This window comes from Thioclava sp. JE_KL1 (assembly GCF_009296265.1).
Classification (GTDB): Bacteria; Pseudomonadota; Alphaproteobacteria; order Rhodobacterales; family Rhodobacteraceae; genus Thioclava.
Window position 1 is genome coordinate 246,563 of sequence record NZ_WBJS01000006.1, and the last position, 23,384, is coordinate 269,946.

Annotated in this window: 19 protein-coding genes; 11 read left to right on the top strand and 8 right to left on the bottom strand. The window is 58.4% G+C overall.

The features are described 5' to 3' along the window. Window positions 1–15: 15 nt before the first annotated feature. Window positions 16–903, top strand: a complete 888-nt coding sequence (locus tag F8R15_RS13440) for a LysR family transcriptional regulator (RefSeq protein ID WP_152844903.1) — start codon at window positions 16–18, stop codon at window positions 901–903. A gap of 103 nt (window positions 904–1,006) precedes the next feature. On the opposite strand, the gene F8R15_RS13445 is transcribed toward F8R15_RS13440, so the two are convergent. Then, window positions 1,007–1,906, bottom strand: a complete 900-nt coding sequence (locus tag F8R15_RS13445) for a LysR family transcriptional regulator (protein ID WP_368731049.1) — start codon at window positions 1,904–1,906, stop codon at window positions 1,007–1,009. Between the two features lie 116 nt (window positions 1,907–2,022). On the opposite strand from F8R15_RS13445, the gene F8R15_RS13450 reads away from it, so the two are divergent. The 3 genes from F8R15_RS13450 (at window position 2,023) to F8R15_RS13460 (ending at window position 4,638) form a co-directional block, all read left to right on the top strand. Next, a complete protein-coding gene (locus tag F8R15_RS13450) occupies window positions 2,023–2,886 on the top strand; it encodes an SDR family oxidoreductase (RefSeq protein WP_083078266.1) in 864 nt (287 codons plus the stop codon). A 632-nt stretch (window positions 2,887–3,518) separates the two neighbouring features. After that, on the top strand, window positions 3,519–3,851 hold the full coding sequence (locus F8R15_RS13455) for a hypothetical protein (RefSeq protein WP_143594888.1): 333 nt from the start codon (window positions 3,519–3,521) through the stop codon (window positions 3,849–3,851). 157 nt (window positions 3,852–4,008) lie between these two features. Beyond that, a complete protein-coding gene (locus F8R15_RS13460; RefSeq protein WP_152844905.1) occupies window positions 4,009–4,638 on the top strand; it encodes a hypothetical protein in 630 nt (209 codons plus the stop codon). Window positions 4,639–4,640: 2 nt separating this feature from the next. Here F8R15_RS13460 and F8R15_RS13465 read toward each other — a convergent pair whose 3' ends face one another. The 4 genes from F8R15_RS13465 to F8R15_RS21490 form a co-directional block, all read right to left on the bottom strand. Beyond that, the gene (locus F8R15_RS13465; protein WP_152844906.1) at window positions 4,641–6,272 is read right to left on the bottom strand and encodes a hypothetical protein; all 1,632 of its coding nucleotides are present in this window, start codon (window positions 6,270–6,272) and stop codon (window positions 4,641–4,643) included. A gap of 117 nt (window positions 6,273–6,389) precedes the next feature. Beyond that, entirely contained in the window at window positions 6,390–7,847 is a 1,458-nt protein-coding gene (locus F8R15_RS13470) for a site-specific integrase (RefSeq protein WP_152844907.1), read from the bottom strand. Then, window positions 7,795–7,968: a hypothetical protein gene (locus tag F8R15_RS21485; RefSeq protein WP_172976224.1), complete on the bottom strand. Its 174-nt coding sequence runs from the start codon at window positions 7,966–7,968 to the stop codon at window positions 7,795–7,797. The genes F8R15_RS13470 and F8R15_RS21485 overlap by 53 nt, the downstream gene beginning before the upstream one ends. A gap of 184 nt (window positions 7,969–8,152) precedes the next feature. After that, complete coding sequence (locus F8R15_RS21490; protein ID WP_172976225.1) at window positions 8,153–8,323, bottom strand: hypothetical protein; 171 nt, start codon at window positions 8,321–8,323, stop codon at window positions 8,153–8,155. 219 nt (window positions 8,324–8,542) lie between these two features. Between F8R15_RS21490 and F8R15_RS13475 the strand changes: the two genes are divergently transcribed. Beyond that, window positions 8,543–9,235, top strand: coding sequence for a hypothetical protein (locus F8R15_RS13475; RefSeq protein ID WP_152844908.1), 693 nt, complete (start codon window positions 8,543–8,545; stop codon window positions 9,233–9,235). 132 nt (window positions 9,236–9,367) lie between these two features. Here F8R15_RS13475 and F8R15_RS13480 read toward each other — a convergent pair whose 3' ends face one another. Together F8R15_RS13480 and F8R15_RS13485 are read right to left on the bottom strand one after the other, a co-directional pair. After that, entirely contained in the window at window positions 9,368–9,577 is a 210-nt protein-coding gene (locus F8R15_RS13480; protein ID WP_368731050.1) for a hypothetical protein, read from the bottom strand. Between the two features lie 229 nt (window positions 9,578–9,806). Next, a complete protein-coding gene (locus F8R15_RS13485; protein ID WP_152844909.1) occupies window positions 9,807–11,624 on the bottom strand; it encodes a TniQ family protein in 1,818 nt (605 codons plus the stop codon). A gap of 511 nt (window positions 11,625–12,135) precedes the next feature. On the opposite strand from F8R15_RS13485, the gene F8R15_RS13490 reads away from it, so the two are divergent. The 3 genes from F8R15_RS13490 to F8R15_RS13500 are packed head-to-tail and all read left to right on the top strand — an operon-like array spanning window position 12,136 to window position 16,036. Then, complete coding sequence (locus F8R15_RS13490; RefSeq protein ID WP_152844910.1) at window positions 12,136–12,897, top strand: hypothetical protein; 762 nt, start codon at window positions 12,136–12,138, stop codon at window positions 12,895–12,897. After that, window positions 12,894–15,053, top strand: coding sequence for a Mu transposase C-terminal domain-containing protein (locus F8R15_RS22105; protein WP_152844911.1), 2,160 nt, complete (start codon window positions 12,894–12,896; stop codon window positions 15,051–15,053). Before F8R15_RS13490 ends, F8R15_RS22105 begins: the two co-directional genes overlap by 4 nt. Next, a complete protein-coding gene (locus F8R15_RS13500; RefSeq protein WP_152844912.1) occupies window positions 15,050–16,036 on the top strand; it encodes an ATP-binding protein in 987 nt (328 codons plus the stop codon). Before F8R15_RS22105 ends, F8R15_RS13500 begins: the two co-directional genes overlap by 4 nt. Window positions 16,037–16,437: 401 nt before the next feature. Here the strand turns inward: F8R15_RS13500 and F8R15_RS13505 are convergent, their stop codons facing one another. Further along, window positions 16,438–21,192 carry an autotransporter domain-containing protein gene (locus F8R15_RS13505; protein ID WP_172976226.1) on the bottom strand — a complete coding sequence of 1,585 codons (4,755 nt, stop codon included), beginning with the start codon at window positions 21,190–21,192 and terminating at the stop codon, window positions 16,438–16,440. A 498-nt stretch (window positions 21,193–21,690) separates the two neighbouring features. On the opposite strand from F8R15_RS13505, the gene F8R15_RS13510 reads away from it, so the two are divergent. Genes F8R15_RS13510 through F8R15_RS13520 form a run of 3 tightly spaced genes read left to right on the top strand, consistent with a single transcriptional unit; the run spans window position 21,691 to window position 23,356 of the window. Then, window positions 21,691–22,203: a phage tail protein gene (locus tag F8R15_RS13510; RefSeq protein WP_152844914.1), complete on the top strand. Its 513-nt coding sequence runs from the start codon at window positions 21,691–21,693 to the stop codon at window positions 22,201–22,203. Between the two features lie 39 nt (window positions 22,204–22,242). Further along, on the top strand, window positions 22,243–22,782 hold the full coding sequence (locus F8R15_RS13515) for a phage tail protein (protein WP_152844915.1): 540 nt from the start codon (window positions 22,243–22,245) through the stop codon (window positions 22,780–22,782). 55 nt (window positions 22,783–22,837) lie between these two features. Beyond that, complete coding sequence (locus tag F8R15_RS13520; RefSeq protein WP_253732619.1) at window positions 22,838–23,356, top strand: phage tail protein; 519 nt, start codon at window positions 22,838–22,840, stop codon at window positions 23,354–23,356. Window positions 23,357–23,384: the final 28 nt, after the last annotated feature.

Consider the following 23,384-nt stretch of genomic DNA (forward strand, 5'->3'; position numbering starts at 1 on the left):
TGATCGGACAATATGATGGACCGCCTCGACGCGATGAACGTCTTCACCCGCATTGTAGAGGCGCGTAGCTTCACGCAGGTCGCCAGCGATCTAGGGCTACCACGCTCGACGCTCACAGATGCGATCAAGCGGCTGGAGGATCGTTTGGGGGTCAGCCTGCTCCATCGCACCACACGGGTTGTGCGCCCGACGTTGGACGGGGAAGATTTTTACCGTCGCTGCCTGTCAATTTTGTCAGAAATGGAGGATGCGGAATCTGCCTTCTCGGGCGCTAAGCCGAAAGGCAAGCTGCGTGTCCATGTTCACGGCATTCTTGCACGACATTTTTTATTGCCGACACTACCCGATTTTCTGGCGCGGTTCCCGGACATAGAGATCCAGATCGGCGAAGGGGATCGCCTTGTCGAACTCGTCCGTGAAGGTGTGGATTGCGTGCTGCGCGTGGGCGCGCCTGCCGATAGTGACCTGATCATCCGCAAACTCACGAGCCTGGAAGAAGTGACATGTGCATCGCCCGCCTATCTGGACCGGTTCGGCACTCCGCAAACGCTTGCCGCGCTGGACGGTCACCAGATGGTCGGGTTCAGATCCACCGCAACAGGAACGGTCCTGCCACTGGAGTTTGTTCAGCGAGGCGAGCGAAAGACCGTCACATTGCCAACGCCGGTGACGGTGACGTCTGCGGATACACTTGTCGAATGCGCACGCCTTGGGTTGGGGCTCATCCAGAAGCCCCGCTATTCCAGCGCAGATGATTTGGCATCTGGACGGCTCATAGAAGTGCTTAGCAACACTCCGCCACCATCGTCGCCCGTGTCGATCCTATATCCGCGGGCGCGCCACCAGTCTCCGCGGGTTCGGGCCTTTATCGATTGGGCGGAAAGAGCATTTACGGCCGCTTAAAGGCAAGATGTTATATTCAACCCAATGGGCGAGGAACGCCGACCTGCGCAGCAGTGTCAAACACAATAACGTCGCGACGCCGCACCAGAGGTTGGCGTCGCGCTTAGCTTTCACCCTGACATATCTCGATAAACGCCCGCAACGGAGCGGGGGTGAAGCGATTGGGGTAGTAAAGGCGTGGCCCATCCAGCTCAGATCGCCAGTCTGGCAGAATAGGCACAAGGCGTCCTGCGTCAAAATCATCGCCAAGCCAATTATGGAAGGTGTGTATGACCCCCAACCCTGCTTGCGCATATTTTAAGCCGGTGTTGAGGGCGCCGACGCTGAGAATGAGCGCGTTTTTTGGTTCAACACGCACGGAGCGTCCTTTGTTTTGCAGAACCCAAGGCAGCATCGCGCCATCGTCCAACCGATATCGGATCGCATCATGTGCGGTAAGATCTTCTGGGGTTTGAGGCACCCCGCGCGCCTCAAGGTATTCCGGGGACGCGGCACACACCATCTGCTGTCGACGTGGTCCAATCGGAATTGAAATCATATCTTGCTCAAGCACGCTGCCATAGCGAATGCCCGCATCATAGCCCATGGCCACGATGTCGATCAAACCGCTCTCAACGACGATTTCCACCTCAACATTCGGGTGGCGTGCCCGATAGTGCGCGAGCAGCGATGGCAAGATGTCGGGCATCACCGCGCCCGGCACGTTTAGCTTCAGCCGACCTTGCACCTGCGCCCCAAGCGTTGCCACCTCGTGACACGCAGCCTCCAACGCAGACAACAAAGGGCGCACGCGATCCACCAAGAGCTGCCCCGCATCGGTCAGGTGCAGGCTTCGCGTCGTGCGACGCAAAACAGGTGTGCCAAGTTGCGCTTCAATCCGCGTGACGGTGGCGCTGACATTCGAGGGGGCGATCCCGAGCCTGCGAGACGCGGCACGAAAGCCCCCTTCGCGCAGCACCGTCAGCAAGACAGAGAGATCGTCGGGGGAAACACTGTTCTTCACACAGAACAACCTATTCTCAATTAAGCGGATTATGCTCCTTCAAAAGAACAGTTATTCCATTGAGCATCAACATCCACTGCGCCTTTGGCGCGCAATATTTGTCGGGAGACTGAAGAATGCTGATCGTCACGGGTGCATCGGGAAAATTGGGTGGTCTTGCGGTGGAGGCGCTCTTGCGCATCGTTCCTGTGGCACAAATCGGGGTCAGTGTCCGCGACCCGAAAAAGCTGGCGTGGCTGGCCGCGCGCGGCGTGCGTGTGCGCCAAGGTGATTACGCAGATGCGGATAGCCTACGTTATGCATGGGAAGGGGCACGCCGGGTTTTGCTTGTGTCATCGAATGCGCGAACCTATGGAGAAGATCCGCTCCAGCACCATGAAACAGCCATAAAGGTTGCAAAAGAGCTTGGCGTTGAACGGATATTTTACACCAGCCAAACCGCCAGCAGCGCGCAATCCCAGTTCCTACCGGCACGCGACCACGCCGCAACCGAAGAGATTCTGGCAGCCTCTGGGCTGGCTTGGACCGCGCTGCGCCATGGCTTTTACGCAGAGAGTGCTGTGGGCATGAACGTGCATGGCTTTGCGAGCGGTCGTTTGGTAGGCCCTGCGGACGGCAAAGTGGCTTGGACGACCCACGACGACCTGGCAGAAGTTGATGCGCGTCTCCTGGCCGGGCAGGAAATATTTGAAGGCGCAACACCACCTCTCACAGGCAGTGAAGCCCTTAATCTTGCTGACCTTGCGCAGATGGCGAGCACATTGACCGAAAAGAAGGTAACTCGCGAGACGATCAGTGAAGAGACACTGCTCCAGAACTTGGAGAACGTGGGCGTGCCTGCCCCCGTTAGAAGCGTCATTCAGGGCTATTATCGCGCCGCAAAAGCAGGGGAGTTTGCCGTCGTAGATCCGACGCTCGCACGCATTCTCGGCCGCGCGCCACGCCTGATGCGAGACGTCTTGGCCCGCGCATTGGCATAAAATCGAACGGCGCTGTTGAGTGCGCACATGGGTGACCCGAGGCGGAACTCTTGCAGGTGCAGCTAACGGCAACTCCCCGCCCCTTCCGACCGGTGGCTCTCGCGGTCGCAGCAGAGATCGCGCACCCGCGGCGAACGCCCGGAAGGTCGGCAATTGCGACCTTGGCGTGCCCGCTAATGCTGGAAGATGCCACAGATAGCCAGTTTGGGGAGGCTGCGTTGCGGCGACGCCCATCCTACTGGAAGGCAGTTCAGGCCCGGTCGCGTCGTTGCGACAGGAAGGTCGGAAGAGCTGACGGACTGCGCCGCGGCATGGCGGTTAACCGAGATGCGCAACGAGCGGAGGTCAACAAGGCGCTACTCGTCGACAGTAAACGCGAGGCATCGCAATCCAGACCGGTCTCTGATCGCGGGCAGCTCAGAGGAGCCTCCGTCGTCCCCAAACCGTGCGTTGCGCGTATTCGTGGACTAGTTCATCACTATGGTCTCCTGAGGTGGTCGCAGCATAAACGGCAACGATGCCGCGGCCCTTGAGGATAGGTGCCCTAAGGTGGCCATTCACCTGACTTCGCGCTAGATTGCCGACAGGTAGCGATGCAGGGCGTAAACGTTCAAGGTAAGGAGCGTGTCGAAGTGAAAAAAGTCGACTTGGAAGTCACCGGTTCTCGATTAGTGATTGATTTTGCGCGCACCGATTTAAACACCGAAACATTGTTGGAAAGAGCAGAAGAAGTTCTGCCACTCCTGATCGCTCTTATTTCGGCAGACGACACACTGTGCAGGTTGACAGATGAAGAGCTCGCAGAGCGAGATCGCGCTTGGCAAGCTATGGATCTGATGTGCCAAGCGGCAACTCAAAGCGCTACGCGCCGCGCCGAACTCCTGGAAGCAATCGCTAGTGGAAGAGAGAGCATTGCGGCGCATGGTTTCCCTGAGTTTAGTGGCGAGAAATCCGTGGATGTTTAACCTACACGCTGGAATACCGGGCGTAGCTTCTGACCTATTGCATTCTGTTGATAAGTCGAGGATTCTCGAAGACCAAAGTTCGTCGGCAATCATTTCGCGCCCCATCTGGAAAAAACAATTCAGAGAGCTAATAAATACGAGGTGGCGTGAGGCCGCGTTGGATACCGAAGCTTGGAGCAACGTTGAAGAAATTCTTTCTGATTTTTCGAAGTTTAATACCGTTGCGATAAGTCAGGATGCATTGCTTGGCGTTGCAGAAGATTCTTTCCTGAAAGACAAAGTTCTTCCGCAAACTGAGGCTCGAGTTTCTCGGGTCGCGGAGATTTTTTCTGGTCACTCTGTGATGCTTCATTTTGCGATCACGAGTCAGCTTGACTACTTTTATGAGTTCGTTCGCTCCAAAAATAATATTGATGCTATCTCAGAGGCGCGGACAGTGCCCTCGTGGTCGAGTCTTATCGAACGAATAAAAGAAATTGCGCCGGAATTTCAGATTATGGTTTGGGACTTTGAGCGCCCCAGGGAAATCGCTTTGTCCTTTATCGGAGAGTTGCTGCGGGTAGACGATTTCGATCTTATTCTGGATTTAAAGGAGCTGATTGCCTCCGCTTTTCCAGAGCGTCAAAGTCCTCTGGATAGCGAATCTTTGCCGGGTCTTTCATTTGAAACCATTGAGAGGCTCGACGTTCAATATGAACTCGATTTGCAGCGGCTTTCTAAAATGGAGGGAGTTACTCTCGTTCGTCCGCCAAGCCAGATGTCGCAAGTTCCTAGTTATTACCCTTAGCTTCACTCAAAGAACGACCAAGTGTCCTCAAAGCCATTAACGGATATGTCTTTCTCTTTCCGCGTTTTGTCCATTCTAGTAAATACGTTTCCTGAGCTCTTAACTCGAAGCAAAAACTCCATCATTACTAAGCCAGCGACATCATCGCTTCTAGCGAGGTCCAACAGGAGAGCGTTGGTATTTAGTAGAAGGTCTGTGCCACCTACGCTATACCGATCGAGGCCGCGAAATTCGTTTGGTGTTTGCGGTGATGCTTCTGAGTATGTCGCGTTTTGCTCAGCGCCCTCGATCGCGCGCTCGCCTTCATAGATTTTAATCATGTTTGCATAAAAGTAGCCGCTTGCGCCAATCTGTCTCTGAGCTTCATTTGATCCATGATCTAAAAAGGTTTGGAGAGTGGATATGAGCCAGCGCGTTGATAATTCATTAACTAGTTGGATTCCATGCTCGCGCCAAATTCGGTGAAAAATCACTGAAGCTTTTTGCGTGTATTGCGTATCGCGGCGCAAATAGCTGATAGCAAGAGCATTGATTTTGGCGAGCCTGGATTTTCCTCTGAGGTGATAGTCAAGAATTCGTGACTGATCTGCCATGTTCACACGAGATTCCGAGGGAAGCTCGACTTCAGTTGGAAGGATATCAAATAGGTATTGAGATAGGTCGACATCCTGTGCTGGAAGAAGATCGACAACATCTTGTGGTGCAAACCTAGAAGCAGATCTCATCGAAAGTGCCGGAAACGCTACCGCAGCTAGCTCATTTGACTTGGCAGCAGGCGGCGACGATGTTTCATATAATGGACGCGGCTTCCAATCAGCCAAAATGAGTTTCTTCGAGAACCAAGCTGTCGCCTTAAAGCTCGAGAGTTTATTGACTCGCTCCAACAGCTGAGATGCTTCTATGGATGGTGCCGAATTTACTCTTTGAGGAGGGGTCGGCAAATGTATATTCGATGCTCCTGCAAGTTTGAGAATTTTGCTGACTCCGTCATCCACATCTTTGAAGTAATCTTCTACTACGAGCCGCTCGCCAAAAACGTTCCGCGGTTTCTCGAGTTTTTGCGCCCAGGAAAAGTTAGTCGAAAACCTCGCATGGAAATCTCGGAAGTCGTGAAAGTCCGTGCGATATTTTAAAGATTGGTGATAGCAACTTTTCAACCAATCTTCTTCGTTGCGCTCGAAGAAAATGAAGCATACATCGTGAGGCCGCAGGGCACGCATAATTATGCGTAAGTTCTTTGTGAGTTTTGAGTATACCTCTCGTCTCTTAGACCGGCCAGGGATGTCCCCACAAAAATCTTCTTGGCTTAATATAATCGTGTTGCAGGTTGAATTCGCTATTGTTTCAGAAATTTCTTCAAGCTTTCTTTCAGCGTCTTCGAATTTCTCCTTCGCAAGTAAGATGGCCGCTTCGTGGGTGTCTTCATCGTGCAGAAAAAGAAAGCCTTCTTGGAATAAACTATCCTTATTGCCAAGCAGGAACTTCTGAACAGATGTTGTTCCCGTCTTGTGCGGGCCGATATGTATTATTACTCTTTTTTTCACTTTAATACGCTCAACGTTCAGAAGTTCGACTTTCGCCCAAAGGCTTCCATCCTCACGGAACCTTGGCAGCTTCAACGTAGTGAAACTCACCCCACCAGTCTATCGCGTCTTGCCGATTTTATCGTGTTCGTAGGATTTATCAGGGACCGTGTCCCTCGCTTTCACGGGCAGACTTTCGCTCGCCCCTCGTTATGCGCCACTGAATACCTATGTGTCTGCGCATTGTTGGGTGGATATAGCAGAAGTATACTTACGAGCACGTCTGCTCATGAACTTAAGCTCGTCGCCTCGGCACCGCGCGAAGTTGCTTCGCGGCCACGAAGAGGCGGGGACCGGGGGAGGCGCAGCTTGAAGCGATTTCCGTAAAGAGCGCATACGCTCATCATGCTCACGAGGCTGATCTTCTAACGCGGCAAATCGTAGAGCGAGCTCACGTTCGATGCTTTCGCAAGACAGATGGCCGTAGGTCCGGCTCACCGTGTCAGTGTTCGCGTGGCCGAGTTGACGCGCGACGATGGCAAGCGGCGCACCGGCTTGCACAAGCTGACTGGCATAGGTGTGCCTCAACCCGTGGAACACGAATTCATGCGGCAGCCCGGCCTTCTCGACAGCTGCTTTGAAGAGATGCTTATGGCGTGTTTTCCAGATCTGGCCTGCGCCAGTGCGAAAGACGATATCATCGTCTGCTTTCCCTGCGCATTTGGCCAAGAAAAATCGCATCCCTTCCTCGGGCAGATACACATAGCGTGGTCGCCAGCCTTTGGGGGAGGAGACGTAAATGCCAAAGATGTCTTTCCCGACATCGCACACGCGAAGCGCTGAAAGCTCGGACACGCGACAGCCCGTGTAAAGCGCTGCGCGCACCAAGTCCGCGAGATCGGGGCGGCATGCGGCTATAAGCTCACGACACTGCGCGCGTGTGAGGAAGATCTGACGAGGAACTTCCAAATTCGGAACGCGGTGGATACAGCGCCAAGACCGCTCAGAGGCGGTGTGGCCGTTTTCCCATGCCATCTGCGTGGCAATTCGCAAGATCCCCAGCAGCGTGTTCAACGTCCCCTTCCTGCGCCGCAATGCATTGGGGTCGAGGCTTTCAATCTTTACCTTTGTCCCGAGCGCCTGGTTCCCCCGCTTGGGTGGCGTCTCAAGGATGGCACGACAGAAATTGGTGATTGTGTTGCCGGTCAGCTCATCGAGCTGAACTGATCCGAGGCGCGGCAGGATATGAAAGTTGATCAATGCGACCAGAGTCTCGAAGGTGGTTTTGGTCGCAGCGATCCGTTTCCACTCCACGTAGTCGATCAGGGCGTCGCCAACGGTGAAGCCAGTTTCGCTCTTCGAATATCGCAGATGCTGTGTGGTTCCCACCGGATAGCTCGCAGAGGCGTTGCCCTGCAATTCCTGCTCGGCAAACCAAGCGCGCGCGAGCGCAATCGCCGCTTCGTAGGATAGGCCCTGTGAGTTTTCCGACTCTGCGGGTCCGAGCCGCCGCTGCCTATAGCGGCCATCCTTCTTGCGGATCCGAGCGACCCAATGAAGGGGCTTAGCTGGTTTTTTCTCTAGGCCAATGTGGCGGCAATATTCGAGAATGTTCCAATAAGGATGCGCTCTTTCAGGAAGAGCTTTGATCGTCTTTTGGGTGTCGAGCTTCGGCGCGTGATCCATCGGATGCTTCCTCCTGGCCAAGATTGAGGAAGTATCTTCGTGCCCTGTCCGTTAAGCCATATCGCTCGACATAGTCGAGCAGAACGGCTTCCGCTGTGTCGGCTTGAACCGGATCTTTCATCGCATTCTCCTATCAACTGGACGAGTGGGCACGCTAACACGTTGAAACTAAACGGTCCGTTAACACAACGAAGACACTGGTGCAGCTACTCGACGAATACTGGTTTTCCAAATAATTGAATGGGTTTCTTGCGATTTTTCACTCCACGATTGTAGTAGGCTACGTCGGCTGTGAGAGGGCGGGGCTAGCCGATGACGAAGCAGGGCTTGCCGGCTGCCTGCCAACGGTCGCGCGCCGCGACGGTCCAGCCAGCCTTGCCCCCGTCGGTGTGGAAGAGCATCAGGTCGGCACGCGCCATGATCAGGTTCTGCACCTCCCTTACGGTCCGAAAATAGAGCGGACGATCATGGATCATCTCGGTATCGTGTGAACAGGCATGCAATTTTGACCCTGTAGCGGTCTCGGCGCCACTCCTCCCCATTCTGTCATCTACTCATACCTGTCCTAGGCTTGGTCTTGTTAGACATTCCGAGTTGCATACTGTGTCGAGAGAGCGCTGCATGAGGTGGTGGCCGGTTCTGCCAAAGTCTCGGCTTTTCTATGTCCGCAAGATTTTTCCAGAAGGGGTTGGGGTATGAAGAGATTGAGCTTGTTCGCGGGAGTGTTTTCCTTGCTATTCGGAGGTCCTGCAATCGCACAGAACCTGGTCGCAGCAATCTGTATTCCCGAAACAGGAGAGCCGTTCTTCCTGACGATAAGGGGGCAAAAGGAAAAAGAGGCATGGTTCATCGGCACCACTGCTGTCGATGCGGTGAACGCTGCAGATGCCGTAAGGCTCGCCAACCTAGAGGATAATACTCTCCTCTTCTTCGGGGGGGCTGCCAACACGTTCCATGGCGTCCTCAATGGCAACTCGACATCTGGAAGATGCGTCGAGGTGAGTGAGGAGTTTTTGGATGCCCTTAAGGCGCAAAGCCCTGCTTTGGCAGAAGAGAACACGCGTCTTAGCGAAGAGAGCTCGCGCCTTGGCTCAGCTCTTCAAAAGGCAGTTTTCGAAAAGAGTGAGGCAGAAGCTGGGCTCAATCAATGCTTGGAAGGCTCTGCGAATGCACGTCTGCAGGAGTTGAACGCCGTTCTCACCATAGTCCAAAACCAACGCGACGCAGCAGTTAAGGAGCGAGACACGATGGAGGCTTTCATTGGAGCTCTGCGGAGGTCTTCTCTCGCTGACGGCACCTTCTCCACGACCGGAAGGGCATGGATCATTCAAAACTACGCCTCACTAACGAAAGAACTTGGCCGACCTGTCCATTGGCAGGACAGATGATCGAGCACTAAACGACCAGTTTTTTAAAGGAAAACAGTTATGTGGAACAATATCGGGCTACCGGGCCTCATTGTAATTGCTTTGGTGCTTTGGGGGCTATGGAAGATCTTTAATCGCGGAAAAAAGAAGTAGTTACGCCCGCTCAAGGCGCTTTTCGCCGAGGAGCCAGAGAAGCAACATTGCCACGATTGGGTTTGTTATCAGACCAAATAGGACCCAGCCAACTGCATTGCGACCACGCACCTTAGCCATGCCTGCGGGCACCTGGATGCAGAACCAGATCAAGAACCAGAGGCCGAGGAGCACGGCGGCTGAGACGGCAAGAATTTGCAGGATCTCCACGAGCGACACCACATTTCGCTAACACACAGAACCCTCCCCGTGGAAAGAGTTTCACAGTGGACGATAATGGGGTGAGCTTTTCCGTGCTAGCCACAAATGATGATCTTCGAGCACTAGCTAGGGCCCCGTAAGGACCGGCATGCACGTAACTACTTTAGGGGATAGCGCTCTGACGCAACTAGAGAAAAGTGACAGGGGCGGTGTTTAGAGGAGCTGGCGTCCGCAGAGACTAAAGCGTGACCGTATCCCGCTCGAACACCGCGCCATAGTCCTCCCCATCCGGGCTGAAGGGTTCAATCCCTCTTTGCGCCAACTCGTGACGGAGGGCCTGCCAGTTTATACCATGTTCCACGGCGAGGTCGCGCAGAGTGATGAACCTGGCATAGAAGGCCTCAATGTCCTCGGTCGACAGGAAACGTTGTTTCGCTCCTGTTTTCGGATTTCGGCCTTCCGTTGACGGAATGTGCCCCATGCGCACGAGCCGCCGTAGGTAGATGTCCTTGAGCCCGCACTGCTTTGCGAAAACCTGAATGCTGATCCCGGGCGTGGTCGGACGGTCGAGCAACCGTTCGACCTCATCGAGCGTCACCAGGATCGCAGCGAACCCGTCGCGGCTTACGTGTTTGCCAACTCGATGAAGTCTTCTCCCTTCGATAAGGCGAATGATGGTCCCAGGAGAAACCTTCAGGCGAATAGCCGCATCCGACAGGTGAGCCCAGCTCCGCGTCGGGACATAGACCGGTTCCGCCCCTTGCAGTAGGTCATCGATAAAACCGCGGGCTTCCCGGAGGTCCCAAAGCGGTTTGTGATCAGCACCTTCCAATGTCGGCGCGAAGTAGCCGTCCTTTCGCAAGGATCCAAAATGCGTGCGGGAAATCTGGAGTGCGTCTTGAAGATCCGCCGCGGAGAGAAGCGTCTCCAGGCGGCTGAGGACTGGTTCGGCGTCTTCGGGGGTGAACAACTCCCAAGCATCCGACCGACCTTGCTCGAGTGGACGCACTACGCCCGCGGTGACGAGCAATTTTCGCAGCCGTCGACTATCGATTCCATACTCCCGCGAGGCGGTGAGCACCGAGTGGAGGTGGCGCGTCAGAACAGGTTCGCCCATCAGGTCATCCCCGGGGCCGAGCGGCCAGGTTTTGCGAATGTGATCGCGCAGCAGGGTCCGGAAAGGCGCGTAGTCCTCATTCGTCAGATCGAAGGTCAACCGGTCGTAAAGATCTCCGAATATCTTCTTCGGGCCATCGGTCGAGTCACCCATCAGTCCCTGCAAACTGGAAAGAGCGGCGCGAATGCTACTCTCTCCGTCCTGCGCAAATCGAAAGCCGACCTGAAACACTTTCCAAGCGTCTTCCGGAGGGACATTTGCCGATTTCAGGAACCGCACCGACCGGCATGCGCGCCCAAGAAGCTCGCAAAAATGCGCGGCGGGGTAGAATGGGAACTGATCCAGCCAGATGCCGGTGGATTGTCGAGCGAGCCTTTTGGCAATCCAGAGATCGAAGTCTGCGGGCGCTCTCGTCTGCAGATCAAGCTCACCCGAGATGATTGCGGGAGCGATTTCCGCCATGCGGGCGGCAATGTCATAGCGATCGAGCTTCGCAGGTGCGCGCCAAAGTGGCGACAACGGTCGATGATGTTTCGCGCAGAGAGTTACGGGGCGAAATAGCCATTCGCCCCGGATGAATACCGCGCCTTCGGGTGATGCGGACCCGTTCTCCAAGTCTTCTCTCAGGCAGTCTGGACACCCTCGGACCGCGCTCTCTTTGATGGCTTTCGCGTGCATGACGTGACCGCAGAAGTAGTGGTTGCGGTTGCCGAGATATTTCGGGGACCAGGCCAATAGACGTTCTGCTTCGGTGTCGGTTAGTTCGGCGAGCGCAGTGATGTCCCTTGGGTCGCCATCGATAATCCGCGAGAAGGACAGCCCCATATCGGCCGCGAAATCTCGTGTGGGCACGCCATACCGTGCAGCCACACGCGAGAGATAGGAGAACGCTGGTTCACGTTCGCCATGCTGTGGAGCCAGTGAGAGACGGCGTGTCATCGCTTCAGATTTCGTAGGGCAAAAGAACTCATCATGTCCTTGTCACGGAGAACGACACACTCCGCAATGTTCTCCCGGTCTTTGTCTTTTGATCCGGCCGACGCGGTCGAGGGCTTGATGGTCCAATTCACGGGCGCGGAGAGGCTTCGACTGTTCCGGATTTCTATCTCGAGAGGCTCTCGACATCCGTAATCCACAACAATTTTTCGCACGAAATCAATTGGTTGACTCAGATTTGGCGTGATGCTCAAAGCATCATGTTTTTTCGGCTTCGGAATTTCATATGATTCGATCAGGCTAAGCTTGTTCGAGATGGCTCGGAGACGGGCGACTGAGATCAAGAAGAAAAAACGCGCGCCCTGATCGGACGCGCGTCGAAAGTTGGGACGACGAGCGTCCGGTTGTTACTTGCCACGTTAGAGGCCGAAAACGGTCCCGGCAAGCCTGCTCCGAGCTCCCAAGTGAAACTGGATACTCCCCGAGGCGCCCGCTTCGGGGGCACGGAGAACGCATGTCTGAATACGAAGACTATATCGCGGGAAGATACGGTGACTGGGAGCCTACCGAGGCCCCGACCAAGAAGCTTCCAGCGCTCGAAGTCGCCCCGACCCATGGTGTGCTTCCATTCGCCGGTTCCCGAAACCCGCTGACGCGTAGCAACACCGCGCGTCGGGTCGCGATGGCGTTTGCGACGCCTGCGACCGATGGTGTCCGGCGCGTCTATCACTTCGAGTCCGAAGGTGAATCCGCAGTGGCAATCGACGCTCTGTTGAATCCGGATATTTTCGGGCTCGAAGTGCAGCTCCCGCCGGTTACGTATTTCAGCCGGACCGCGCGAAAGCAGAGAAGGCACTCATTCGATATGCGCGTTACGTTTCGCGACGGGTTCCGGCGCGCCTACTTTATTCGGCACGCCACGAGCCTGGCTCGTTTGGATACACAGGCCGAGATCGAGGACATCTTCTCGGCCGTGCCGACTGAGTTCGCCGATGACTGCGTGGTCGTTCGGACCGACGACTATTCTCGCACCTATCGCGACAATCTGCGCCAGGTCTGGGCCGTCTGGAACAAGGAGGACGAAGAGGCCGACACCGAAGTCGAAAGGGCCGCCCGGCGTGGTGGCTATTGGCTGCTGAGAGATCTGATCGGACGGTGTCAGATCGAGCCCTCGCGATGCTTTGACGCTTCGCTGCGCCTAATTGGGCGGAAGGTCCTTCGCGCCGATTGGAATGCGCTGATAAACTACCATTCGCGGGTGGAACTGCGCGGGTGACGCAAAAGCCGCTCTATAACATCCCCAAAGGATCCGAGCTCGTCATGGACGGGCGTTGCTGGCGCGTCGATCGGCGCGACGACTGCATGTTTGATCTTTCGGATGTGCAAGACGGCGAATGCATTACTCCTTCGGTCGAGCATGTCGAGCGCGCGATCCGAGACCGATCCTGCGACGTCACATTGCCAGCCGTGGCGGCGAAGAACCGTGAGCTGCTCGAATATACGGGCGGCTTTGAGCGTATCGAGCAACTTTCGGAACAGGCGCAGCGAGATGTTCAACCGAGATTGGCGGGGATGTTGGCTATGGAGCGTCTCGAGGCCGAGGGGTTCAAGCTGACGCAACGCGGGCTCAATACAGACGGCATGCTCCGGAGACGCCTCATTGCGCGCGCTCGAGAAATTTCGATGGAGCCGAGCCTCGCCCCCAAGGCGCGCGGAGGAAAGGTCTTCAATAGTTTCGTATGGCCGCAGGGGCGGACGCTCATGCGCTACTACAAACTGTTCCAGCGCTTCGACCGAAACCCCGTCGTGCTGGCTGATCGTGATCATTTGAAAGGAAGGCGCGAACCTCGACTTTCAGCGCATCAGGAACGCTTCATTGAATACGTTCTCAATCGTTGGAATAGCAAGTTGCAGCCGCAACTTGCGCCTCTCGTTTCGGGTGCGCGGGAGCTATTCGACGTCCCGCCTGAGGAACACGCGCGCGGCTTCCGCTTCCCGTCGATCACGACAATCCGGACCCGGCTCAAAGCAATCTCTGAAGTCGTGAAAACCATCGGTCGCGAGGGCGTGCGTCATGCAACGAACCTACTGGGCGCAGGCTCGACCTCCATTCGCGCTCTGAAGTTTGGCATGATGCTGGAGACAGACCAAGTCTATCTCTCGCTTTTCTCGAAACCAGACGGCTCGGTGGCCGGGAAGGTGATCGACCCAAGTTCCGCATCGGATGAACTCGAAGAAAACGAAATTTGTCGACTTTGGCTGCATGTCATCATGGACGTCGCGACGCGAGAGGTGCTCGGATGGATCCTTTCGGAGACCGCAGATGCAGATCACAGCGCGGCGCTGCTGCGCATGGCAACCCGCGACAAGACCCGGGAAAAAATCCGTTATGGGTGTAAACATGACCCTGCGCCGCCGGTCGGCCTCGGTGTCGTTTCTTCGGATAACGGTAGCGCTATTCGGAATGCTAGCACCTTCGCGGCTCTCCTTGGGATCGGGGCAACGCCCATGCTTGGCCGAACCTATCATAGCTCCGATAAACCTTTCGCTGAGAGCTTTTTCGGCCCACTTCAGTTTCAGGTCCTCAATTTTTATGCCGGATATACGGGCAGTAGACCGGGTGAGTTGAAGGAGGTCGATCCGAAGGGATCGGCAAGCTTGACGCATGACGAGCTTTACGGGGCGATTACGCGGTATTTCGTCGATGAGTATCCGTTCCATTCTCACCGTGGGACCGGGATGTTTGGTGCGACTGTCCGACAAAAGAGCGAGGAAGCGATACGGCTCTATGGAAAGATCGATCCGCCATCTCAGCGAGACAGGTGCCTGCACCTTGGCGTGAAGCGCGAGGCGACCACGACATCGGAAGGTGTGAGAGTTTTCGGCTTGCCCTTTAACTCCCCGGCGCTACTGCGGTTCGCGGATGGGCAGGCGAAGAAGGTTCTTGTTCATCTCGACCCCGATGACCTGCGCCGCGTTTTCATTGTCGCTGAAGGTGAGAAAAAGGTGATCGAAGCGCATTTGAGTATGACGGTTTTCAATGACCTGACGCTCGAAGAAGCCATTGAAGTGAGGGAAGCGGCGACCCGCTCCAACCCGATGCAGAGCGCGCTTCACGAAGGGCATTTGCGTGAGGCGATTGCCGATCGCGCGCGACGATCCGGTTTCTTCCCGGATTCGCGCGATCCTTCAAACTATCAGACAATCGCCAAGCTTGAAAAACGCGCTGCGCGGTGCCTCAAGATATCGACAGCATCGAGCGCTCCCATGAAGCACCTGGTGGCACCCGGCGAGCTCATGGAGCGGCGCGAAGAGGGCAAAACTCGTCTTTCTCGCCCGAGTGATCAGCAGCGCGATCAGAGAACACAAGAACCTGCAGAGACAGGCATGAACCGAACCGTCCTACCGCCAAGCAAGGAAACCAAGTTTTGAACGAATTCGTCATCCCCGAAATCGTCGCCCTGAGTGGTGGCCTTGCAGCGCGCCATTATCCGTTGGACCGTGCTCGCGTCCTCCAAAACAGCTTCTCCCAGCTTCTGAGCCGCCACCTCGGCGGATTGCAAAGCGGAGCTCGTTTCGAGACCGGGGCGCTTCTCGTCACCGGGCCGTCCGGTGCCGGAAAGAGTAAGGAAATTGGCGACTTGCTGGGGCGCTTCAATGCCAGCGATACGCGCTTGCCGTCCGGTGCGATGGCATCCTTCGCCGACTGTGTGTTGAGTTCGAAGGAAGGATGGAAAGACCTTGGCAAGAATACCTTGCGCGATCTTGGATATCCTATCCACGACAAGGCACGCCGCACTCAAACTGAAATCTGGAACCTCGTCGTCGATCAGGCGAAAAGGAAAGGGTGCATCGGCATCCATTACGATGAAGCTCAGCATATCATGCGGGGTAGGGGGCAGGGAGAGCTTCTCGCTATTCTGGACGCGTTCAAGGCGTTGATGAAGTCCCATGATTGGCCCTTGATGCTGATCCTGTCAGGTGTTCCTGAACTCGCGGATTACGTTCGTCAGGAGCCACAGCTGTTTCGCCTGACCACCCGCGTCCGGTTCGAGGACATTGACCTGACAGAACGCGAGGACGGCTCATTGGGCGACTACCTCACCCTGAACACGATCCTCGGAAGCTACGCCGATAAAGAAGCTATCGAGGTGCCTGATGAACTGCGGGACATTGAGTTCCTTCACCGCCTAGCCACGGCTGCAGCATTTCGCTGGGGATTGGTTTTTGAAATTGTGCTCGCTGCCCTTCAAGTCGCTATCGGTCGTGGGGCTCGCGAGTTGACGCGGCAGGATTTCGATAAGGCTTGGGCAGACAAGACCGGCATCGCGGAAATCGCCTCACCCTTCTCGAGCCCGAATTACAGAAGCATCTACCGTCGGGATCGCCCCTTCGAAGAGGCTTACCTCGACTGACACTCACCACCACTTCGTCTCACATGACCCCGCGCCTCGGCGCGGGTTTTCTTTTGTTCAGACCTTCTCCAAAAGGCCCGATCGAATGTCGGGCTCCCCGCGCAGCTTTATGGTTTTCTGCGCATGGATATGGTTTCCGGTGAAGCTTGCTTTATTCGTAAGTATTTATAATTAAATGGAAAACTGTCGCCTTCGAATCGGCGGGGTGAATTCTTGGGCACTCTTTTGGTTTCTCTGGCTTGAAGCAGCCAGAAAAAGCAAATGAGTGCGCAGGCGAAAGCATAAGCCTGCGCATGGACCGCCCAAGCTGGTCTATCGTTGATCTCAGGGCGTCAGGCTGAAACAGGAACGGGGCGAGGATGCATATCCTCGCCCCGTTTGTTTTTCGCGTGTCTCGCGCGTCAGAACTGCTTGGACAGTCTCAGCGAGATGCTGTTGCTGTGGCTGTTCGACCCCGAGGTGTTGCGCAGGTCGATGCTGAGCTGCGTGCCCCCCTCGAAGGCGATATTCGTGCCCAGCCCGATCGTCAGCAGGTCCTGATCGGATTGCGGCAGGTTCAGCACATATTGCGAGCCGTTCACCAGATCCGCGTAGCTCATCCCCGCGGCGATATCGCGGTTCATCACCCGGCTATATTCCAGCCGGAAGTTCGGCGAGACCGTCCCGAAGCTCGTTTTTCGGGTGAAGCCACCGCGCAGGCCAAAGTCGAACTGGGTCGAGCCGAAGCTTTGACGTTCGACGCTCAGCGCATCGGCCGGGTCCGCAGTGCGCTCGGTAAAGGCATTCAGATGCCCCGAGATCACCTGCATCCCCGCATAAGGCGAGAGCATCCAGTTATCCTGCCGAAACTCCATCCCGGTGCGGACCTGTGCGAAGACTTGAGAGCCATCGCGCGAACCATAGGCCATATCCGGCCCGCCCGAGATCGCGCGGCGACTGTCGAAGCCCAGCGTGCCATAGCCCGCCAGCACATCGACAAAGCCGCGTTCGCCGGTGCGGAAGGTCCCGTAGACCACCGCGTTCACGCTATGCCCGCTGGTCTTCGAACCATCGCTGCCGATATCCGAGCGCCCGTTGCCATAGCCGAGCCCGAGCCCGAGGATCGCGTCCGCGCTGGGTTGGTAGTCGAGACCCGCGGACAGCCCGTTGCTATGGAGGTCGATCGCGCCGTCCTTCGTCAGGTTCAGCGTGCCCGCCGTCCAGATCGCGGTTTGCGGGCCGAACAGGTTCTCGGAGGTGCCGCTGGTCGAGACGGATGGGGTCGGCGCAGCAGCCGCGCCACGCGTAGCCTCTCGGCTCGGCGCGGGCGTGCCGCCCGTCTGGTTCTCGAACGGATCGACCGGGTCGGCAAAACCGCGCGCGCGGGTCACGCTGGGAATGCCGAGACGCGCGCCGAAACTGTCGCGCAGGCCATTGCCGTCGCGCAGCGCTTCGAGATGCGAGGAGAAGTTCCCGATCTGCGTGCGGGCGAACTGCATCGCCATCGTGTTCTGCGCGGTCACGATCCCGATCACATCCGGATCCTGTGTCGGATCGGGGGCCACCTCGACCAGAACCGTCAGCGTGGCGCTGCCCGGCGCGTAGCTCGCATTGCCGGCGGTCGTGCCGGTGATCTGACAGCTACCTGCCGCGACCGGCGTGACCACAGCCCCGCTGAGCGTGCAGACCGACGGCGTCGCGTTGCTCAGCGTCACGGTCAGGCCGGAGCTTGCCGTCGCGGTGGCTGCGAAAGGCGCACTGCCGATCCGCACCGGAGAGCTGACCGGCGCGAAGGTGATCGTATCGGTCTGGCGCGCCACGGTGGCGGTGATCGTGTAGCTCTGCGTCGCGATCCCATCGGCTGCGGTGGCTGCCACGGTGATCGTGTTCGCGCCCGTCGCCAGAGAGATTGGCGCCGAGGCGCTGCCCGAACTGGTCGCATTGCCGTTCACGGTGAGGCTCGCGCCGCTATCCGTGGCCGTCGGCGTGACGGTGATCGAGCCCGTGCCATAGGGCAGGTCCACCGAATAGCCGCTCGTGCCCGAACTGAACAAGGGGCTCAACGTGCCCTGGCTCACGCTCAGCGCCGATAGCGTCGCGACATTTGACAGATAGGCGAACTGATCCGCGCTGGTGGCAGCCGAGGTGCCGCCCGGCGCGGTCACGCTTACATGCACCGTGCCCGTGCCCGAAGGCGCGGTCGCGGTGATCTGGCTGTCGGAATCGACGGTGAAGCCACTCGCGGGTGTCCCCCCGAAGCTGACCGCCGTCGCGCCGGTGAAATCGCTCCCCGTCAGCGTGACGGAGGTGCCGCCGCTGGCCGACCCCTGTGCCGGGCTGATCGCGGTGATCGTGGGGGCGGCGCGCTGGATCGCGATGGTGATCGTTGCGCTTTGGAAGCTCGCATTCGGCGTGCTGGAATCATGGCCGCTTACGGTGAAGCTGTAGCTGCCATTGGCGCTGGGCGTGCCGCTGAGCGTGCCGGTGGCTGAGAGCGACAGCCCCGATGGGAACGAGCCGGTCTTCGCGGTCGTGTCGAACGTGTAGGGCCCGGTGCCGCCCGAGACGCTCAGCGTGGCCGAGTAGCTCGTGCCGACCTGCCCATCCGACAGCGCGCCCGAGGTCACGGTGAAGGTGGGCGCCGAGACGGTGATCGTGACCGTCGCAGGGGCGGATGTGCCCGTCGCGTTCGTGCCGGTATAGGTGAAGCTGTCCGCGCCGTGATAGCCCGCCGTGGGCGTATAGCTGATCGTGGTGCCGCTCACCTTGGTCGAGCCGTGGCTGGGCCCGGAGGCGACCGTGACCGATGTCGCCGCGCCGCCGGAGAAATTCAGCGGCACTGCGTTGTCGGTCGAGCCATATCCTGCGGTGAGGCTCACGGCATTCGCGGTCGGCGCCGCCAGCGGCGAGACGCTGTTCGACGCGGCCGAGGCCGGGCCGGTGCCCGCAGAGTTGGTCGCGGTGACGGTGAAGCTGTAGCTGCTGCCGTTCGTGAGGCCGTTAACCGTGATCGGCGAACTGGTCCCGGTTCCGGTGAACCCACCCGGTGCGGAGGTCACGGTGTATCCGGTGATCGTCGCGCCGCCATCGGAGGCGGGCGGGGTGAAGCTGATCTCGGCCTGTCCATCTCCCGCCGTCGCGGTGCCGATCGTCGGCGCGCCCGGTACGACCGCGTTCACGGCGAAACTCTGCGAGACGGTCGGCGCGGGATTATAGGTGCTGTCGCCCGCCTGATCGGCATCGATCGAGCAGGTGCCGGTCGAGACAAAAGTTAGCGCGCCACCTGCGGTGATCGTGCAGACCCCGGTTGTGGTCGACGAGAAGCTGACCGGCAGGCCGGAGGACGCGGTTGCGCTCAGCGTCGGCGAGGTGCCGTAATCCTGCGCACCCGGATTGGCGAAAGTGATGGTTTGGCCCGCCGTCGGCGTGACGCTGTTCGAGGGCGCTGAGAACCCTTCCGATCCGTAGCCGTTATCGGCGCTGACCGTGAACGTATAAGCCGTACCGGCGGTCAGTCCGTTGACGGTAATCGACGTGCTGGTGCCAGTCGCGGTCTTGCCACCGGGAGAAGACACCACTGTGTAATCCTGGATCGGCGCACCCCCGGTATCGGTGGGCGGGGTGAAGCTCACGGTGGCGCTCTCGACGCCGGCGACGGCTGTGACATTCGTCGGCGGAGGAGCCGTGGTCGGGTTGACCGTGAAACTCTGCGTGACGGTTTGGGCTGCCTGATAGGTGCCATTGCCCCCCTGATCGGCATCGATCGAGCAGGTGCCCGCCGAGACGAATGTCAGTGCGCCGCCCGAGGTGATCGTGCAGACGCTCGTCGTAGAGGACGTGAAGCTGACCGTCAGGCCGGACGAAGCGGTTGCGCTCAGCGTCGGCGAGGTGCCGTAGGTTTGCGCACCCGGATTGGTGAAGGTGATCGTTTGCGCGGCTTTCGGTATCACCGAATTCGAGGGGTTCGAGGCCGGGCTCGTCCCGACGGAATTCGCCGCGGTGAGGGTGAAGCTGTAGCTGGTGCCGTTGGTGAGGCCTGATACGGTAATCGGCGAGCTAGCCCCGGTTCCGGTGAACCCGCCCTGCGTGGAGGTCACGGTGTATCCGGTGATCGTCGCGCCGCCATCGGAGGCGGGCGGGGTGAAGCTGACCTCGGCCTGCCCATCGCCCGCCGTCGCGGTGCCGATCGTCGGCGCGCCCGGCACGACCGCGTTTACGGCGAAGCTCTGCGTGACGGTCGGGGCGGCGTTATAGGCACCATTGCCCCCCTGATCGGCATCGATCGAGCAGGTGCCCGCCGAGACGAATGTCAGAGCGCCGCTCGAGGTGATCGTGCAGACCCCGGTGGTGGTCGACGAGAAGCTGACCGTCAGGCCGGACGAAGCGGTTGCGCTCAGCGTCGGCGAGGTGCCGTAATTCTGCGCGCCCGGATTGGCGAAGGTGATCGTCTGTGCAGCCTTCGGCGTAACCGCGTTCGAGGGGCTGGAAGCCGGGCTCGTCCCGAAGTTATTCGTCGCGGTGACGGTGAAAGTATAGCTGGTGCCGTTCGTGAGGCCGTTCACCGTGATCGGGGAGGCGGTCGTGCCGGTGCCCGTGAACCCGCCCGGCGAGGAGGTCGCGGTATAGCCGGTGATCGGGTCGCCGCCATTCGAGGCCGGGGGAGAGAAGCTGACCTGCGCGCTGCTATCGCCAGCCGTGGCCGAGACATTCGTCGGCGCATCCGGCGCGGTAGCGGGGGCCGGGAAGGTGAATGTGACGGTGTAGGTGGTATCGGTTGTGGTGTTTCCGCCCGAAGAGATGCCCGTCGCATAATACAGGGGGACGCTGAAACCGCTGGCCACATAGGTCGTCGGAGCGGTGTCCAGAGTGACCGTGTAAGTCGGGAAAATATAGGTGCCGGTGCTTGTGTCGAGATTCGGGGACACCGTGATCACCGCGCCTGAATTCGGATCCGCGAAGGTCTGGCTCGTGATCTGATTATTAACCGTGTCGCCCTGGATCGGCCAATAGGCGTTCGCGTTGACCCCCGTCGCGTCATAGAGGCCATATTGGACATCGAGACATTCCGCACTCACGTTGAGCGTCTTTGTCGACCCCTGCCCGCCATCCAATAACAGCGTCGTGCCGGTGCCGCAGGCGGCCAGAGAGGCGCTCGCCCCGGCGGTTGTCAGAAGCACGCCTGCCAGAAATCGCAGAATGAAAATCCGGAAGGTCGAAATTCGCGTTATGCGAGAAAACTGGTTGGATGCCTGATTGACGGCGCATGCAATGCGACCGCTCAGCGTCAATGCCCTGAACATATCTTGTTGTCCCCACTGAAATTGCAGCGTGGCTCGGACGCATCAAAGAAAATCGTCTGAAAATCCCCGTGGGGCAATTGGTAAAATAATGCGCGAGTCTCTGCTCCCTGATGTTGACGCTATGTCGCGTATTAATTTTCGTCAATCTTTAGCGCGTATTGCCGGGATCTTGCCGAAATGTGCCGACAGGGCTGTGGCGCGAAGAGCGCAGTCGCCGGGTGGCCAGGGGCGCCATCTGCAGCGCTCTCGCGCGCGCATCGCGAGCTCCCGTTTAGGTAATTTGTAAATATAACGACACAACACATAGTTGTAAGTTGTCGCAGGACATGTTCGCCCGTAGCCTCGCCTTAGAGGAGAATTCAAGGGAACAGTTCGATGGAACCATTTCTGGGCATGATCATGCCCGTAGCCTTCGATTTCGCGCCGCAGGGCTGGGCGTTGTGTAATGGACAGTTGATGAGCATCGCGCAGTATTCGGCGCTTTTCTCGCTTCTCGGGACCGAGTTCGGCGGGGATGGGCGGACCACGTTCGGCCTTCCGGATCTTCGTGGGCGCAGTCCGCGCGGTGCCACCATGCAGGCGCGCGGGCAAAAACTGGGGAGCGAGGCGGTCACGCTCACGGACGCCACGATGCCTAGCCACAGCCACCCTTTCGTGGCCTCGCAGCTGGCGATCGCGGGACGCGCGCCGATTGCGCCCGACGATATGGTGATCGCTTCGGGCAATATCCCCACTGGCAATCTCTATGGCAGCGCCGAGGCGCCGGTCGCGCTGGCGCAGACCAATATCGGTCACACGGGCGGCGGCATCGCGCATCCCAACATGCAGCCCTCGCTTTGCGTCAATTACGTCATCGCCCTCCAGGGCATCTTCCCGCAGCGCGCGTAAAGCGCGCAACGGATCCGCCGGAACGGAGAGGATATATTCATGGACCCCATTGTCGGACAAATCACGCTGTTTGCCTTCCCGCGCACGCCGCGCGGCTGGCTCAGTTGTCAGGGGCAGTTGTTGCCCATCAACCAATATCAGGCGCTGTTCTCGCTTATCGGAACCCAATATGGCGGCGACGGCGTCACGACTTTCGGCGTGCCGGATCTGCGCGGGCGCATTCCGCTCGGCATGGGGCACGCGCCGGGGCTGTCGGTCTACAAGGTCGGCGATAAGGTCGGGGAGGAGACGGTCACGCTGAGCGTCGCGGAGATGCCGTCGCATTCCCACGCCATCCAGGCGTCGAGCCAGAGCCCGGCGGCTAACGCGACCGCCGTGCCCGGCCCGGAGGTCGAGTTCGCAACTGCAGATGGCACAGGTGTCACGCGCTACTCGGCCCAGCCCGGTGGCGCGCGCGCGACGCTGAACCCGGCCTCGATCGGGTCGAGCGGTGCGTCCCACCCGCACCAGAACATGATGCCGACCACGGTGATGAACTACTGCATCGCCTATGACGGTATTTACCCGCCGCGCTCGTAAGCGCGCCCGGTCTTTTCGGAAAGGACAGGATATGGACCCCATTCTTTGCACGGTCATGCCATTTCCCTACAATTTCATCCCCCAGGGTTGGATGCCTTGTGACGGGCAGGTCTTGCCGATGTCACAATACTCGGCGGTCTACTCGTTGATCGGGACGACCTATGGCGGGGACGGGCGCACGACCTTCGGGCTGCCCAATCTCAACGGAGGCAGTGGTTCGCCGTTGAGCGTCGTTGCCGGGCAGGGCGCAGGGCCGGGGCTTACCCCTCGCGCGCTAGGCCAGCGGGTGGGCAGCGATACGGTGACGCTGACCGAGGCCGATCTGCCGCCGCATTCGCATTCGCTTTCGGTGTTTCCCGAAGGCGCGGATGCGAGTGCCGCGCCGACTGCGGGCGATACCTGGATCTCGACGGGGGCCAATGGCTATACCGGCACGCCGATCCAGGATGCGACCAGCTTCGCGCCCGGCGCGATCGTGCCCACTGGCGGCAGCCAACCGCATGAGAACGACCAGCCGACGCTAGGCCTCGTCTATTGCATCGCCATGCAGGGTATCTACCCGAGCTTCGACTGAAAAACCCGCGCGCCCCGCGAGGCGCGCG